Genomic DNA, 16,293 nt, shown 5'->3' with positions numbered 1-16,293 from the left:
ACTTTGGTCAGTCTTTAATAAGGTAATAGTCACGACGGATTCTATTCCGCTGCCACAATTGCTAAGTATCAACTACGATGATTGTCTATCAGTGGTGTTTATTCCACTATTCAAAGATTTGAGGTACCTAGTATGGTCAATAAGATCAAGATGGAGACCGAGAAGGGCACAATCATGCTCGAACTCTGGTCCGATGACGCAATCAATACTGTAAAGAATTTCATTGAACTGGCACGTAGTGGTTTTTACAACGGCCTGAAATTCCATCGTGTTGTACCAGATTTTGTTGTGCAAGGTGGCGATCCGGTGGGAAATGGGACTGGTGGTCCCGGCTATGCAATCCCCTGCGAGACCAGTGGTTCTCGTCAAAAACACGTGAATGGAACTCTCTCAATGGCCCATGCTGGCCGTGATACTGGTGGCAGCCAATTTTTCATCGTTCTTAACGAGGCAAACTGTAAGCATCTTGATGGTCGTCATACGGTCTTTGGTCGTGTCGTAGAGGGCTTTGATATCGTTCAGAGTATTCGCCAAGGTGACAAGATGCTAAAGGTCGAAGTTCTTGAAGTCGATCCTGTGATTGAGCAACATGAACTCACCAAGCTCCCCTCTCCTAGATAGATTCTCCATTGGAGCGCCAACTCTAAAGGGACGTTATTGCTATATGCATATTCGAGGTTGAAGTCAGTGCTTCGCTTTGGAATCGTCCCTCTAGAGTTAAGAGCAGTTGCTGACAGGCTGCTTTCTGACGGTGTTCTTGATCTGTTTCGTTTTGATATCTCTTCTTTTGTTGCCGAGGCAGTTCAGATGGAGCACATTAGTGTCATTGAGATAACTGGAGATGCTAATTACGTCATTCCTGATTCGTTGAATACGGATGTCATCAAGAGACTGCTTGCAATTAAAGACGAGTCGGATGTTTCCTTTACCGTCCACCTCCCCTTATGGTCTGTGGAGCCTGCTAGCATTAATGAGCATATTCGTACAGCCAGTGTCAATACGGTGGTCGAGACCATTAGAGTTGTAGAGCCACTGGAACCGGAGTCCTATGTGCTTCATGCTACGGGATCTCTTGCCACAGAATTTTCACAATTAGATGCCTCCCCAGGAATTGTAGATCTCGTATGTACTTTGATGGCCTCCAACGCCTCACGTAGTGTGGAAGAGATTATTGCAAAGAGCGAGATCTCTCCTCGATTGTTGGCGTTGGAAAACATAGAGTTCCCCTTTGAATTTACTCGCGAGATTGTTGATGAACATGATACTAGCATCTGTTTTGATACTGGCCATCTCCTGGCGCATTATTCTGGGACCGAATCTGTACTGGAATTCTATCATCAGCACCGTGATCGAATAATAGAAATCCATCTTCATGATGGCGGATTTGACGACCATGATGGGCATGTCGTTCATCGCGACCACATTCCTCTTGGTACCGGAGAGCTGCCAACTCGTGATTTTCTTATGGAGCTTGTTCGTAATGATTTCTCTGGCCCGCTCATCTTTGAACTGACTTCACAGCAAGCTCGTGAGTCCCTTGATCTCATCTCTCAAGTTGTTCCAGAAGCGCTTGGATAAGCGGAATCGGCAATGCATCGAGAGAAAAGTAGTGGTGGGCCCGGCCGGATTTGAACCGGCGGTCTTCTCCTTATCAGAGAGACGCCATAACCAGCCTAGGCCACGGGCCCTTGCTTGGTCTTCGTGGGAAGAGGTTATGGATAAAAATGTTGTGACGTGGAGGGAGCTGTGTGAAAAGTCCACAGACATAAAATCATTCAAGTCAGAATGGTTCCTGAAGGCTCTTGGATCCGGACATAACCTAGTGTTCATTCGTTTCATACGCACTCTATTACCGACTTTTCACACAGAGCCGACGTGGAGACCAGTTTTAATAAAAGTAAGAAAAAACGGGAACCGATATAAGGGATGCATATGCCCATCCCCAGAAACCACTTCCAATTGGAAGGTGTTCGATGATGAGCGAAAACGAACTGGCAAATCCCGGTCCTCTTGGGCTGATCGGTTTCGGGATGACAACGGTACTGTTGAACCTGAAAACCGCAGGTATTATCCCAGCTACTGGTATTGGAATGATCTTTGCAATGGGCATATTCTATGGTGGCATAGCACAGATTATTGCAGGAATAATGGAATACAAGAAAGGCAATACTTTCGGACTTGTGGCATTTCTGTCCTATGGCCTTTTCTGGTTCTCATTTGTGTTCCTCAATGTCTTTCCGTTATTTGCTTCACCATGGGCTCCTGTCGTTGACAAGGCCTCAATGGCAGCATACTTGGTATGTTGGGGCATCTTTACATTTTTGATGTTCTTTGGAACACTAAAGGCAAATAGAGTCCTTCAGTTTGTGTTCCTCTCTCTGGCTGTCCTCTTTTTCCTGTTAGCAGCAGCTGACTCCCTGACATACGTTGGTCTGACCGCAGCCGCTGGTGTAGTTGGTGTTATTGCAGGTCTTGAAGGGATCGTGTGTGGCGGCAGCGCATTTTATCTCGCATTGGCTGAGGTAAATGGTTGGCCCGTCTTCCCTGTCGAGCAATAGGTTTCATTTGTATTCGAGTGGGCCTCGAATGAGGCCCCTCTTCTCTTTGTGTTTTGGGATATATTGTTCTGTAGACTCCCTTTTCTTCGATTGTTCTCAATGTGGATACTCTAAATGCTCGACTCATTCATTATTTGGAACGAAATCACGACAAAAGCCGAACGATTTGGACAACGTTTATAATTCACTAATAGAGGTGCGGAACACAGTTTATTATTTGGTTCCGGGTGACCAAAAGTTGAGCGATGAAAAGAAAATCACGGTAACCTCAAGCGAAGAGCGCAGGTTCCCGCCTCCTAAGAGTTTTGTTGACAAGGCTTATGTCAAGAGCCATGAAGAGCGAATGAAACTCTGGAAGGAATCGGTGGAGAATCCTGACAAGTTCTGGCTTGAAATTGCAAAGAAATACTGCTACTGGAAAAAAGAGCCTACAAAGGGGTTCGACTGGAAAGATCCTGAGAAGGCACGATTCACATTCTTCGAAGATGGCGTCACAAATATGGCATGGAATTGCCTTGACAAACACGTCGAGGCTGGACGTGGCAAGGATGTTGCCCTCATTTGGCAGGGCGAGCCTGAAGATGATGCAATCACCTATACCTTTGAACAGTTGAGAGATGAGGTCAATAAAGCAGCTAACATTCTCAAGAACCTGGGTATCAACAAGGGCGATCGCGTTGCCATCTATCTTCCAATGGTTCCTGAACTTGCAATCACCATGTTAGCATGTACACGAATTGGTGCTGTTCACAGCATTGTCTTTGGTGGTTTCAGTTCCGACTCCCTCCGAGAACGCATTCACGATTGTGAGGCAAAGGTTCTGATCACAGCAGATGGCTCCTTCCGAAATGGCAAGGTCTTCCCACTCAAGGATAACGCTGACAAGGCCCTTGAAGGATCACCCTCTGTCAAGAAGGTACTCGTTGTCAAGAGAACTGGTGTGGACATCAACTGGGTCGATGGGCGTGATGTCTGGTACCATGACGAATACGCCAAGGTCGATGCCAAGTGTGAGACCGAGTGGATGAATGCAGAGGATCCTCTGTTTATTCTCTACACATCAGGTTCCACTGGTAAGCCAAAGGGAGTTCTCCATACTCTGGGTGGCTATATGGTCTATACGACTCACACCTTCCTCTACATCTTTGATTATCATCCTGGTGACGTATACTGGTGCACAGCAGATATCGGCTGGATCACAGGTCACTCCTATATTGTGTACGGGCCGCTCTCAGCAGGCGCAACTACGCTCATGTTTGAGGGAATCCCGACTTATCCCGATGTTGACCGGTTCTGGCAGATTGTTGAGAAGTACAAGGTCACTCAGTTCTATACCGCTCCTACAGCCATCCGTGCTCTAATGAAGTACGGTGATGACCCTGTTAAGAAGCATGATCTCTCGTCCCTTAACCTCCTCGGTACTGTTGGAGAACCAATCAACCCCGAGGCATGGATCTGGTACTACGAAACCATTGGTAAGAGCAAGTGCCCCATAGTTGACACGTACTGGCAGACCGAAACTGGCGGTGTAATTATTACGCCTTTGCCCGGATCGGAGGCTCTGATTCCCGGGAGTGCAACCTTCCCATACTTTGGAGTTGACGCTATCATTGTGGATGAGGCTGGCCAGCCAGTGAGTGCAAATGAGGGTGGATATCTCTGCATCAAGCGACCCTGGCCTGGTCTTATGAGAACCGTATATGGTGATCATGACAGGTTCATCAACACATACTGGGTACAGTACAAGGACCCCGAAACTGGTAAACCGATGTACATGACCGGAGATGGTGCTCGTTTCAACGATGATGGATACTTCTTCGTGATGGGCCGAATTGACGACGTTCTGAAGGTGTCTGGTCATCGACTTGGTACTGCCGAGATTGAGAGCGCACTCGTTGCACATCCATCAGTTGCAGAAGCAGCTGTTGTTGGATTCCCCCATGATATCAAGGGTGAGGACATCTACGTGTTCGTCACTCTAAAGGCGGGTGTGCAGAAGTCTGATGAATTGAAGCAAGAACTTCGGCAACATGTAAGGAAGGAGATCGGCCCAATTGCTACTCCTGCCAAGATCCAGTTTGCCGATGCATTGCCCAAGACACGTTCTGGCAAGATTATGAGACGTATTCTCAAGAGAATCGCAGCCGGTCAGATTGACGATATCGGTGACACCACAACACTGGCAGATCCAAGTGTCGTTGATAAACTGGTTGCAGAGCGTGAGTAGACTCACTCATAGAGGAAAGTCATCTTTCCTCTTCTCTCTCTTTTTTTGTTGTTTATAGCGCTCTGGTATTTTTCGGGTCCGAATTATTATTATATACTTCACACTAATGATTTAGTGATAGTATCTCTCGATGTTCATAAACAGGATAGTTTCCATTTCATTTTCACGTTTTCTTTCAGTGTTCTTAGCCGCAAGTCGGGCGCGCATAGATATTTTCTGAAGTATTAACTCTCGCGTATTTTTGTCGGCTCTGTGTGAAAAGTCGATGAGTGTGTATGTGTCAGGTTAAATTGGATCACGGGGCAAATTCGGATTCAATACTACTTAGGCCCAGTTTGATCAGATTCGTTCATGGATATGGACTTTTCACACAGCTCCATTTTTGTCGAAGAATATATATTGAACTCACCTTTTATCCGACTTATAACGTTAGGTGAGGAGAATTTTGGTTAAAAAAGGGACACAGCTATTGATTGCAGTTGTATGTATAGTTATGGTTTTGCCAATGTATGCACAACCTTTGACGTTACCAATTAGTAATACCGTCATTGTGACATTTGGCAATTCATTGGAGGAACAAGCGGCAACTAAGACACTAGTTACTGAGCTTGATAATCCGATTGTTGTATCTTATGGCAGTCTAGACTATACACTGTTGAAACATAGAGCCTACAAGTCTATGGTGTTCGTTGGTCACGGGTCTGAACAGGGGATACAATATCATCACTCGCTCATCCCTGCAAAGATGATTGATCACGAAACCAAGACAAATGCAGCCAAGAATTACTATATTCTCTCTTGTAACTCGGCAAGCATGCTCAGTGATCATAGGCGTAATGTCAAAGGTTTTGCATCTGCAATTGATGCTGAGATCGGGGCTCTGATAGTATCCATTTATATTAATGCTGACCAGAGAACTGGTGCCAATTTTGATAAGACTTTTGAAAAGGCTCTTGCTCTTCTCAGTTCGAAAATAGACGGTGAATCTCCCTATCTTCCACTTGCCACCTATCTTGATCCCGGCAGCGGTGGTGGCGGCAGTGGCGGCAGTGGCGGTTCGACCTCTTATTTCAGTGCAGCTGAAAAGGAGAATTTCTATAGGACTCTCATAGTGAGCGTCATTTTCGCAGTCATTGGTACTGTTGCATTTCATTATGCTGGAAAATTCTTTGCGCGCGGTGCATCGGAATCAAAAGTTGTTGAAGCATCTGGAAAAACGCTCGGCAAAATGTTTACCACCGTGATAAAAGAATTGGTAAAGAAAGGTGCCTCTGCTGCTGGCAAAATAATAACCGCTGTTTTTGGTGGTTTCATGAGTTTGGCAAAAACATTAGTTAGTTCAGTGAAAGATGCATGGTATATTGCGACACACAAAATGAATGCGAAAGAATGGGCGATTTTCACTGCACTTGTACTTGCTGAAATTGCACTTGCCTTTGCTACCGGAGGTTCTTCACTAGCCGTGAAAATTTCTGCGAGTGTTGGAGTTGCACTTGTAAACGTAGCAATAATCGGAATCACCGATTACAAGGATTCCGATGGAACTCCCTGCAAGTCTATATTTCAAGCAATAAGCTCGTGGACTTAAACTGGTCCTAGTTAATTTGAGAGGAATCTTTCCTCTCTTTATTTTTATTTATTTGTGCTGCGGACAGCTATTTTTCTGTTTTCACTTCTGCTCTCTAAAATGTAGATTCGTCTTGAACGAATGACTTAAACGGAGATATGTAGCCGCCCTATTATATTGAACCGAACCTTTTCATATTCATTTCTAGGTTGAGGCAGGTACTGGTGAAGTCCAAAGATAACGGGACGAGATTCGTCTTTGTAACAGGTGGTGTGTTGTCAGGTATCGGTAAAGGTGCCACAACAGCATCAATTGCCAAGCTCTTTCAATTTCGTGGATATTCTATACGGATTGTGAAAATAGATCCATACCTCAATATTGACCCCGGAACCCTCAATCCTATCGAGCATGGTGAAGTCTTTGTCACAGAAGAGACATGGACCTTCCGCCCGATTGAGGATTTTGAATTCAAGATCTCTGAGATTGACCTTGATTTTGGGACGTATGAACGGTTTACAGGCATGACTGTTCACCCCTCTCAAAACATCACATCCGGACAGATCTATACCTCTGTTATTCTAGGTGAACGGCGCGGAAGTTTTCTTGGGCGTACTGTTCAGATAATTCCTCATGTGACTGATCAGATCAAGAAACGGCTCTGGGAAAACGTTCGTAAAGAGCCAGTTCCTGATGTTCTCCTTGTGGAGATTGGTGGGACTGTGGGTGATATTGAGGCCATGCCTTTTCTGGAGGCTGTGCGTCAACTTGCTAGGGAGGTCGGCCGCGATCATGTCGCCTTTGTCCATGTGACTCTTGTGCCCTATATGAAATCCGTAGGGGAGTTCAAGACAAAACCCACTCAGCACAGTGTGAGAACGCTTCAAGGGCTTGGACTTCAACCTGATGTTATTGTGTGTCGTGCCGAATCCCCTCTCTCCGAGTCGGCAAGAGCAAAGATCGCTCTATTTTGTAATGTACCTGAAACACGGGTCATCTCAAATCCGGATATTCCCGTTATCTATCAGCTACCTCTCTCATTTGAAGACCAAGGTCTTGGTGATACGCTTATTGCCCATTTTGGACTCGAAGTACGTCCCTCTAACGCTGATGATTGGCGCCAAATGGTCGAGAGATTCCAGACGCATTCGGGGACTGTGACTATTGCCATGCCTGGGAAATACACTCTACTCAGTGACTCCTATAAGAGCATCAATGAAGCACTTGCACATGCAGCAGCAGCCTGTGATGCAAAGGTTGAGATCCGATGGATTGAAACAGAGAGCCGGGATGATGAGGCCTGTTTGACGGAGGATCTACTTGGAGTGGATGGGGTGCTTCTCACGCCGGGATTTGGTGCTCGTGGTGTCGAGGGAATGATCAGTGCGGCAGCAGTAGCGTGTGAGAATAGCATCCCGTTTCTAGGAATTTGTTATGGTGCTCAACTTGGTGCTGTCGCCTTTGCCCGAAAAGAAATGGGCTGGGATGGTGCTCATACTACTGAAGTGGATCCTGACAGTCTCTATCCTGTTGTTGATCTAATGCCGGAACAACGTCGGACCAAGGACAAGGGTGGTACTATGCGCTTGGGTGGACATGAGGTCAAAATCATCAAGGGCACGAAATTACACGGCCTTTATGGGGCAACTGAAGTACGTGAACGATTTCGTCATAGATATCATCTCATTGAGCGCTATATTAAGAAAATGCAGAGTAAAGGAATGATCATATCTGCTGTTGATCCCACTGGTCATATTATTAATGCTATAGAACTGACAAATCACCCATTCTGGATAGGTGTACAGTTCCACCCCGAATTCAAATCGCGCCCTGCGAGTCCCCATCCATTATACTTGGGACTAATAAGGGCCGCTCTTGAATACAAGAAGGGGAAATCCCGTGAATCGTGATCTTGATCGAATGTTGTTACGTCTGGTAAACGAGATCGAGCGAATTGAGCAGACCCGATCTAAATTTGGTCAGGTCATGCAACAAATTAAATCTAAGATTGACCTTGGGCGATTCCCTGCTGTGGCCGCCGATACAGCGGGCCCTGAGTTTGTCAAAAAGATCGAACCTGTTGCTCTCTCAGGTCTTCGAATTGCTGGAATTGATGGCGGACTTGTGCGCCGACGATTTCGATCCATGGATCTCCTTTTGACCCGTGGCGTGGCTGTTATATTTCATTTTGGGCCAAAAGAAGGCCCGCGAGTTGATTTCTATCCAGACCCTTTCCCTCCTCCGGACCCCAAATTTATCTCGCTGGTGCTCTCCACACAGGAACTTGACCAGCTGGCGTCACTTGAACGAGTAGCTACAGAGCTGAAAATCACCATTTCCGTTCTCACAGAATTTCATGTGGATCTTATCCTAGTAGATGGCAGTCTGTTTTACCATCCTCGTGATAGACCTGCTGTTGGATCACTTGCACATGAGAAGTTCAAAGAGGTCATTGCACTCTACACGCAGCTCTATCAGCAAGCTACACGTCAGAGGACAGTTCTGGCTGGAATAATTAAAGATAGCCGATCCACTCGTGTCGTTAACACACTGGGGGATATTCTCCCACATCTTTTGCGTGATCCATCGACCTTTGAGATGATGCAAGGGATTGACTATCGCTGGTTGTTAAAGATGTCTCGTGACTGTGACCTCCTAGACACATTTCTTGAAGAGGGCGAACGGACCTTTGCTTTTAGGTACTCTTCTGAACTGACTCAGGCATCAAACTCAATTGATGATATTGCGGGATGGGCCTCTTCTATCTGGGTGACATACATCAAGACTGCACGAGAGGACTTGCCACTACGAGTGGAGGTTCTTGCAAAAGACGATCCACGTAGCATTGAGATTGTTGATCGTGCACTTGCAACAATACTCCCGCTCTCTTCGCACCACCCTGAGTATGGAATCCCGACGCCTATTCTGGAGGCTGATGCGCGGGCACGTATCAGCAATAATGAGACCCAATTTGTGGTTGATCGACTAATGGCGATCTCGGGACTGACTTACACCTCTCTTGAAAAACGACGATCTCGAAACCCATTTGGCGGTCTGTAGATGGATGGCGAACAAGTCTAATCTTCTTCATCGGTCGTTGGTGGGATCTTAGAAGTCACAATGAATCATAGCAGGGGACGCAAACAGTAGTATTGGTATCTGGAAACATCTATGACGCTATATGTTCTTCAACTAAGTATCCCTCGGCGTTATGAACAAGATAGCTGAATAGGGCATTCTCGTGATCAGGAATCGTTTTTGTTCCAAATCCTTTTCCTCTTAGCACGACAGATGCGTCTGTGACCTGTAAAATCTGTTCCATGACCGAATCCGGAAGCTGTCGTTTTGCTATATCCAATGCGGCTAGTAATGCTACTCCCGTTGGGGTGGCCAGTTCAAGTTCCACAGGCCCCTGTTTTGAAGGGATTTGATAGCGTTCAATGATATATTTCACCGCAGGAACTGGAACTCTCAACGTTCCATGAGAGAATGTTATCTTGCCGCCTCCAAGTGAGAGCGGTGCTGCTAAGAATGTGTCTTTAACAGGAATCTTCAGAAGTTCAAGAATCTTCAAGGGTATGACCGAGTCGATTATGATATCTGAGGCCTCGTGAAGATGTCCTTCTGTTGTTGCAGTCCCAGACTGTGAGTGTGAATGAACGATTCCAAGACGATGTAATAATAGATGGTCCGAGTCTGTGATCCACCCGTTATTTGCAGCTCTTGAATCAATAGAGTAAATGTATGGTTTGATGTCAAGTATTGGTGTGCCATCGAATAGATCCAGACTATCTACATAGAGGACGTTCTGCTTGACCTGTAGCAAACGAACCACGGAAATCCCAATCGGATTGGGTCGATTTGGGCTCCGGGTGGCAAACAGCCCCCTTTCAGTCTTGGTCTGATCCCACGGTGGAATTACTTGCGAAGTAGTCTCGGCCCCTGTCTGATCCAAATACGATACCACGTATATGTATTTGAATTGGGCCAAATCTTCCAAGGCTGATGTGAACTGTGGCTGAAGTTCAATAGTGAATTGTGTGGAATGGATATCTTCTTTCTCATCCTCTGACTGAAGCCGTACGATTGGTTGGTTCGGGGCATCTCGATTTACATAAGGGGTATGTGCGACCCCTATTGAGGTTAATCTGATCTCCCTGCTGTTCTCTTCTGTTTCTTTAGGTGTTATTCTAGTTGGCTTGTCTTGTACATGTTCTATAGTTGGTTGAGACGCAGTAGATGTATTCATAGTCGGGAGTGTGAATTTGTCTGGATCCCACTTTGTAGGGGCATCCATGAATTCCTGTCTATGCACAAACGATTCGGCCTCAATTAAGATCTCTAGTGTATTCCTGCTGATCTCTGCATAGGAGGGGCTTAGTTTCATAGATTGAATGAACTTATCTTGAAGGGCTCGCGCTTCAGAGTAGGTAATGGTCGGTTCTTGAAAACTCGTTATTAGCCTGCACCCTTTCTCTTGTGATTCAATTTTCACATTCCCGTGGCTTTTGAACGGGGCGAGGAGATCGTCAATCAACGCTTCGGCGCCCTCTTCTCTCTTGCGGAGTAGATCAAAGAGTGAGGCTGCAGTCATATCTCCTGCAATTCCCATCTTTGGGTACAAGATCACTATATTCACTCGGATTCCTCCACTTGGAAGATTATTGCCAGCGTAGAAACACGTAGACCACACAAGATTCTCTCGGTGGTGGTATTATGTATGTTTCTTGTGGCCTTACAGTATCTCATTATTGTAGGTGCATTCGCAGTCATTATCTCTGGTCTTGTCCATTGATTCATTACTTGATTCTATAGGCGTGTAAATACTGACATTTACTAATAGAGAGATGAAGATCATCTAATGGGAAATGGTCTTATTCACTTGTGTTCATTTCCGACAGTGTTCTGGTGATGCCCCCGGATTCTGGTCTGTCTATACACATCTTGAAAAGTAAAACTCGACAAATTACGGAGGAGGTATTGTAGTCAAATGACTGAGTACGACCGATTGGGAACTGTTGTCTGTGATGATAAGACACCAAGCGTAATGCAGTTTGATTTTGTTGTAGAGGGGGATTCGACTGAAGTAATTGCACGACGAGGGCAATTCGTTGGTGTTGCCACATCTGGCGGCTTGGTCATTGCTCGTGTCCAAGATATGATTCGTGTCAATCGCTATTATCAACATGCCGAAGCAGTTCGCGAGTACCAATCACGTGGGGAACCTCTTCGTACAATTTTCCCAACGGATCGCTGGCAATATACTATTGCTCATGCACGGGTTGTTGGCTTCTGGGTCGATGGTCATACACGTCGTCCGTATTTTGCAGTGTCGCCGGGAGCGGTTGTGCGACGTGTAGATTCAGACACTCTGGCCAATTTTCTGAAGATGGATATGAAAGATGGTCTGCGTCTTGGTACTCTTGGGCATCATGAGCTTGAATTCCGTCCTAATATTAGCAGGCTCCTTTCCAAACATCTAGCGATCCTAGCTATGAGTGGGGCAGGCAAGTCTTACTTTGTATCAGTCATGTTGGAAGAGCTCCTCTCTCGAACAAAAGAGCAGGGCCGAATCGCGGTCATTGTAATTGATGTTCATGGAGAGTACAGTTATCTAGAAGACATTACTGGCAAGGATCTTGGACTGCCTCACGATGTGGATGTGGAACGTATTCGTGGAGCTCATTTCCAGATCCCTGTTCAATCTCTTACAGCAGAGGCTATTGGCGCGTTTCTCTCTGATATGAGTTCGGTACAGTTGCGTGACCTTCGACGTATTATCTCGCAGGCCCGTGCTGCACGTAAGCAGGGTTACTCCCTTGGCGATCTGATGGATCTTGTTCGTGATGACGAAAATATCAACAAGAACACACGTGATGCATTGGTGAGCTGGCTAGTCAGTCTCGAGGATACTGGTCTCTTTGGGAAAGAGGCAGCACCGAACGTTCATGATATAGTCCGGCCTGGCAAGTTGTCTCTAATTGATCTGAGTGATTTCATCTCATTGAAGAAGAAACAGATTGTAGTGTCCTACTTGGCAAATGAGCTCTTGTATCTCCGGCGTCGGGGGTCTATCCCCCCATTCCTTCTTGTATTGGAAGAAGCGCATCAGTTCTGTCCTGAGAGTCGCCAAGAGCTCGCTCTACCGAAACCACGAATTGAGACAATAGCGCGTGAGGGACGTAAGTTTCATGCTCTCCTCTGTCTTATCTCTCAGCGCCCAGTTCGTTTGTCTACAACAGTTCTTAGTCAGTGTAGTAATCAGGCCATTTTGCGCACGACAAATCCGTATGACTTGGATCATATTGGACGAAGTAGCGAAGGTATTGATAGAGCTGCGTTAGACGCGATAACCACATTAGAGGTTGGAGAGGCACTATTTGTTGGTGAAGTTGTGTCTGTCCCCGCGTTTGTCAAAATCCGGCAAAGAAAATTCGAGCCCTCAGGACATGGTTCTGATCTGACCGAAGCTCTTAGGCGTGCCGATAGATAGCTCTCGCAATAAGAATCAAAAGTTAAAATAGTCCCATATTATTTACTCTTATGGGAGTGGAGACCTGTTAAAATGCCCCATCGAAAAAGTGAGGAAATTAAACGACTGATAGATCATATGCAAAGTAGCCTTGTCGAACTATTTGATCAGTTCAGGGAATTGCGCCGTCTACTCGACATGTCTGACGATACGGAGTCGGTCACCTCAGGCGAGTCAGCCTCTTCTGGCCCAATATTTACAGAGGTGAGCAGTAAAGACTCGCATCCCGCCTCCAGCATGGCCACTCCTCCCTCCTCTACATCCAGCTCTTTTGATTCAGTTACCGAAGCCTCATCACCTCGCCCTCCCACTCCTGATTATGTTTCTCCTCCCCCCACCACACGAACCGATGATTTCTCCACTCTAGTTGACACAACTCTTGCTGCGTTTGCCGATAAGGCCCAATCTAGTGATGTGCTCGCTGAAGAGCTTGCAGCTCATCTTGAAATGGTGAAGGCGCGGCTCATATCCAAAGAGCGCCCTAACGAGCGTGTAGAGCGTGACATGAACATCGTGCTCCGGTTTTTGCAAAAGCGTGGGATGAAAGGCATCCGCCCTGAAGAACGAGATAATATCCTAAAAAGAATACAGAGATGGAGAGCACATCTGACAGTGGATGTCGCTCGGGGCGAGTAGCAATCCGATGTCAGTGTGAATCCACCAAAAAAATTATTCAAAATCTATTATGACTCTTTTAATCTTGGTTCGCGAAATCTTCTTCAGGCCATGTTGTCCTGGTTCATAACGGCAGTCCAAGAGTCCCGCCTCGGAAAGTATTTTGATCTGAGCGCTGGCATTGGCTTCAGTCCCCCCAAGATGCCGTGCTACTCGTGTCACATCTTTCTCTCCATCGAGAAGAAGTCTAAGAATTTTAAGGCGTGTTCCTGAGGAGAGGGCACTCCCTATGCGTTCAATGTCGTCATCATTTTTGATATGTAATGTTTCTGACAGCTGTAACACCTCGCGTCGCAAGTTGCTAAAGTAAGAGTTTATTATACTTGTTGTTTGCGAGAGTATCTCCACATAAATTTTCGGCAACGGTCGCTTTTTGCGTGATGTCAATGCTTATAGGCAAAACACCTATTGAGCACATGAGTGCTGAGCCTCATGGTCGCCGACCACGAGTTCATCATTGGTTTTGATATTCTCCCATCATATAGTCCACGTTCTAGAACTCGCCCCAAATTCGCGTGTGCTGTTGTCTGTGACGGTATCGTTGTTTCAGAACATGAAGAAATCTCCAGAAGAGATCTGATTCGGTTAGTACAGGAAATAAAGCCAATCTACATTGCAACCGATAATATTTTTGAGATTGTTCCGGACACCAAGTCAATCTTCGCATTAATGAATCGCTTTCCTTTTGAGACCAAATTAGTGCAAGTCACAGGGGTGCCACCAAAACAGGTCTCCATTAAATCACTGGCACGAAAATTTCACTTTCCATTACACGGGAAACCGACCCCCTTGGAGGCTGCACGCCTCTCGGCAATTCTTGCATCAAAAGGTGTGGGCTATTTTCTGGAATGTTTCGGTGAACAGACCGAGATTAAAGTGACACGTGGTCGAAAGATGGGGCGTGGTGGGCAGAGTGCTAATCGCTATCGTCGAAAACTTCACTCTGAGATACAACAAATGACCCGCCACATCGAATCGGTACTGAAAGAGGCGGAGATCGACTATGATATTGATGTCCGAACATCAGACTTTGGCTATTCCAGTTCACGCATAATCGCGTATGCGCCGCTTCCTGTAATCAAAGGTCTTGTAGAAAGCAAACGTGGTGGCGACTTCAATGTGCTTGTGACCCCCGTTCGAAAACGTGCAGAATTTTTACCTCTAGAACCGACTCCCATCACTCCCAATCTTCGTCCAAGGTATTTCATAATGGGCATCGATCCCGGTACCACCGCGGCAGTATGTCTTCTCACATTCGCTGGAACTATTCGTCTCTTAAAGAGCCGCAAGGGCTTGACACGTGCAGATATCATCCGGCTAGTCTACGAACATGGTGTGCCTGTGATTGTGGCTACCGATACTACACCTGTGCCGCACTTTGTCAAGAAGCTCGCGTCAACTCTCAGTGCGAACCTCTTTGTTCCAAACAAACCTATTCCTGTCTCGGAAAAGCAAGAGATTGCACGTGTTTTTTCAGAGTCATCCCGGATTTCAAATGCCCACGAGCGTGATGCACTTACAGCGGCCGTCTATGCCTATCGGGATGTTCTTCCCAAACTCCAACAAATTGATCGTAAAATTCGGGACGAGCAGATTCAAGTGGATCGGAATCATGTAAAAGCGCTTGTCTTGAAGGGGATGTCTCTTAGTGAGGCTATTGCTCAATTAGTCCATGTCGAATCCGATGTGGTTGAAGTGCCCGAACCTGAGTTTCTGGAGGAACCCCTCACTCAGGAACGATTTGATGCACTTCGGGCCCGTTTATCCCATGCTGAAACGAAAATCGAAGATCTAAGTGAGCGTGTCGATGATCTGGCCCGCCTGATCGAGTATCACAAATTCCGGGAGAGCGAGCTAACATACAGTCTTGAGATAATAAACCGTGAAAACTATTGGCGAGTCAAACGTGACCGCGAGGTCAGCCGGAAAGAATCCGAACTCAAGACTATGAAGCGAGAGGTTCATCGGCTTCAGAAACAGGTGAAACGTCTTAGTGAGCGTATTAAACTACTACGTGGTGTAAGGCGTCGTGAGATGCGTGGAGATATGATTGCAGTCAAAGTGATCCCCCATTTCACACGTGAGAGTATTGAAGACTATATTCGCACCATTGGTCTACGAGCTGGAGACATAGTTCTCTTTGAAGATGCCAGTGGGGGCGGCCCTCAGACAGCAGGAATGTTGATAGAACGTAGAATTCGTGCAGTGATTGTCAACAGTTCTCTCTCTCATCTGGCAGAAAATGAACTGGTACGAGCAACAATACCTGTCATCAAAGCCGACGTTGTAGATCTCCAACGAATTGACGAATTTGCGTTCATTAGTCGAAAACGGTTCGAACAACAATTCCAGGGATTCATGCGAGTGGCACGAGAACTTGCCCGCCAGCAGGGTGAAGAGGAACTCGTTGAACTGGTCGAGTCCTACAGGCGTAGGTCGCTTGATGATTTTTAGAGCCTGAATATTATTATTCAGGTATCTGGATCCAAAGGATATTATTTCCTCTAATGAGAATTGAACCGTATTTTGCCCTTATCTCATCATTCTCAAGCTCTTCAGCATCGGCAAGTGTCAAATTCATGTAGATGTCGCATCTTGTAAGCTTGCCTCGGAATACACGCTGATCCTTTAGCTTGATGGTCACTTCGTCATTAATAGCTGCTTCAAGGGCTTTGATGGGCATCCTCTCGTCGGGCATTCTTGGATTTCCTCGCGTGCAAGCCTGAGTGCGAAATTA

13 protein-coding genes and 1 tRNA gene are annotated in these 16,293 nt (G+C 46.2%); 10 read left to right on the top strand and 4 right to left on the bottom strand.

From position 1 onward, the window contains the following. Positions 1 to 132 precede the first annotated feature (132 nt). Together K9W43_07970 and K9W43_07965 are read left to right on the top strand one after the other, a co-directional pair. Positions 133 to 621: a peptidylprolyl isomerase gene (locus K9W43_07970; protein ID MCF2137168.1), complete on the top strand. Its 489-nt coding sequence runs from the start codon at positions 133 to 135 to the stop codon at positions 619 to 621. Between the two features lie 66 nt (positions 622 to 687). After that, the gene (locus K9W43_07965; protein MCF2137167.1) at positions 688 to 1,578 is read left to right on the top strand and encodes a sugar phosphate isomerase/epimerase; all 891 of its coding nucleotides are present in this window, start codon (positions 688 to 690) and stop codon (positions 1,576 to 1,578) included. Positions 1,579 to 1,610: 32 nt separating this feature from the next. Here K9W43_07965 and K9W43_07960 read toward each other — a convergent pair. After that, positions 1,611 to 1,688: transfer RNA gene (locus tag K9W43_07960), tRNA-Ile, on the bottom strand. Positions 1,689 to 1,976: 288 nt separating this feature from the next. Between K9W43_07960 and K9W43_07955 the strand changes: the two genes are divergently transcribed. The 5 genes from K9W43_07955 to K9W43_07935 all read left to right on the top strand — a co-directional run bounded on the left by K9W43_07955 (position 1,977) and on the right by K9W43_07935 (position 9,409). Further along, positions 1,977 to 2,558 (top strand): acetate uptake transporter, encoded by a 582-nt coding sequence (locus K9W43_07955; protein ID MCF2137166.1) that lies wholly within the window; start codon positions 1,977 to 1,979, stop codon positions 2,556 to 2,558. A gap of 238 nt (positions 2,559 to 2,796) precedes the next feature. Then, the gene (gene acs, locus K9W43_07950; protein ID MCF2137165.1) at positions 2,797 to 4,785 is read left to right on the top strand and encodes an acetate--CoA ligase; all 1,989 of its coding nucleotides are present in this window, start codon (positions 2,797 to 2,799) and stop codon (positions 4,783 to 4,785) included. Between the two features lie 520 nt (positions 4,786 to 5,305). Beyond that, positions 5,306 to 6,373, top strand: a complete 1,068-nt coding sequence (locus K9W43_07945; GenBank protein ID MCF2137164.1) for a hypothetical protein — start codon at positions 5,306 to 5,308, stop codon at positions 6,371 to 6,373. Positions 6,374 to 6,576: 203 nt separating this feature from the next. Then, on the top strand, positions 6,577 to 8,259 hold the full coding sequence (locus tag K9W43_07940; protein MCF2137163.1) for a CTP synthase: 1,683 nt from the start codon (positions 6,577 to 6,579) through the stop codon (positions 8,257 to 8,259). Then, positions 8,249 to 9,409: a DNA double-strand break repair nuclease NurA gene (locus K9W43_07935; GenBank protein ID MCF2137162.1), complete on the top strand. Its 1,161-nt coding sequence runs from the start codon at positions 8,249 to 8,251 to the stop codon at positions 9,407 to 9,409. Before K9W43_07940 ends, K9W43_07935 begins: the two co-directional genes overlap by 11 nt. A gap of 109 nt (positions 9,410 to 9,518) precedes the next feature. Here the strand turns inward: K9W43_07935 and tsaA are convergent, their stop codons facing one another. Further along, a complete protein-coding gene (gene tsaA, locus K9W43_07930; protein MCF2137161.1) occupies positions 9,519 to 10,988 on the bottom strand; it encodes a tRNA (N6-threonylcarbamoyladenosine(37)-N6)-methyltransferase TrmO in 1,470 nt (489 codons plus the stop codon). Positions 10,989 to 11,339: 351 nt separating this feature from the next. Here tsaA and K9W43_07925 point away from each other — a divergent pair, with 351 nt between their 5' ends. Further along, complete coding sequence (locus K9W43_07925) at positions 11,340 to 12,842, top strand: ATP-binding protein (GenBank protein ID MCF2137160.1); 1,503 nt, start codon at positions 11,340 to 11,342, stop codon at positions 12,840 to 12,842. Between the two features lie 72 nt (positions 12,843 to 12,914). After that, positions 12,915 to 13,517, top strand: a complete 603-nt coding sequence (locus K9W43_07920; protein ID MCF2137159.1) for a hypothetical protein — start codon at positions 12,915 to 12,917, stop codon at positions 13,515 to 13,517. A 33-nt stretch (positions 13,518 to 13,550) separates the two neighbouring features. Here the strand turns inward: K9W43_07920 and K9W43_07915 are convergent, their stop codons facing one another. After that, on the bottom strand, positions 13,551 to 13,841 hold the full coding sequence (locus tag K9W43_07915; protein MCF2137158.1) for a helix-turn-helix domain-containing protein: 291 nt from the start codon (positions 13,839 to 13,841) through the stop codon (positions 13,551 to 13,553). 147 nt (positions 13,842 to 13,988) lie between these two features. Between K9W43_07915 and K9W43_07910 the strand changes: the two genes are divergently transcribed. Then, on the top strand, positions 13,989 to 16,010 hold the full coding sequence (locus K9W43_07910; protein ID MCF2137157.1) for a DUF460 domain-containing protein: 2,022 nt from the start codon (positions 13,989 to 13,991) through the stop codon (positions 16,008 to 16,010). 13 nt (positions 16,011 to 16,023) lie between these two features. Here K9W43_07910 and K9W43_07905 read toward each other — a convergent pair whose 3' ends face one another. Then, positions 16,024 to 16,254 carry an RNA-binding protein gene (locus K9W43_07905; protein ID MCF2137156.1) on the bottom strand — a complete coding sequence of 77 codons (231 nt, stop codon included), beginning with the start codon at positions 16,252 to 16,254 and terminating at the stop codon, positions 16,024 to 16,026. Positions 16,255 to 16,293: the final 39 nt, after the last annotated feature.

This window comes from Candidatus Thorarchaeota archaeon (assembly GCA_021498125.1).
Classification (GTDB): domain Archaea; phylum Asgardarchaeota; class Thorarchaeia; order Thorarchaeales; family Thorarchaeaceae; genus B65-G9.
This window is presented reverse-complemented; position numbering and strand designations above follow the sequence as displayed.

Coding starts and splice junctions, on each gene's coding strand:
- K9W43_07970 (MCF2137168.1), top strand. CDS start 133: ATGGTCAATAAGATCAAGATGGAGACCGAGAAGGGCACAATCATGCTC.
- K9W43_07955 (MCF2137166.1), top strand. CDS start 1,977: ATGAGCGAAAACGAACTGGCAAATCCCGGTCCTCTTGGGCTGATCGGT.
- K9W43_07925 (MCF2137160.1), top strand. CDS start 11,340: ATGACTGAGTACGACCGATTGGGAACTGTTGTCTGTGATGATAAGACA.
- K9W43_07920 (MCF2137159.1), top strand. CDS start 12,915: ATGCCCCATCGAAAAAGTGAGGAAATTAAACGACTGATAGATCATATG.
- K9W43_07910 (MCF2137157.1), top strand. CDS start 13,989: ATGGTCGCCGACCACGAGTTCATCATTGGTTTTGATATTCTCCCATCA.
- K9W43_07905 (MCF2137156.1), bottom strand. CDS start 16,254: ATGCCCGACGAGAGGATGCCCATCAAAGCCCTTGAAGCAGCTATTAAT.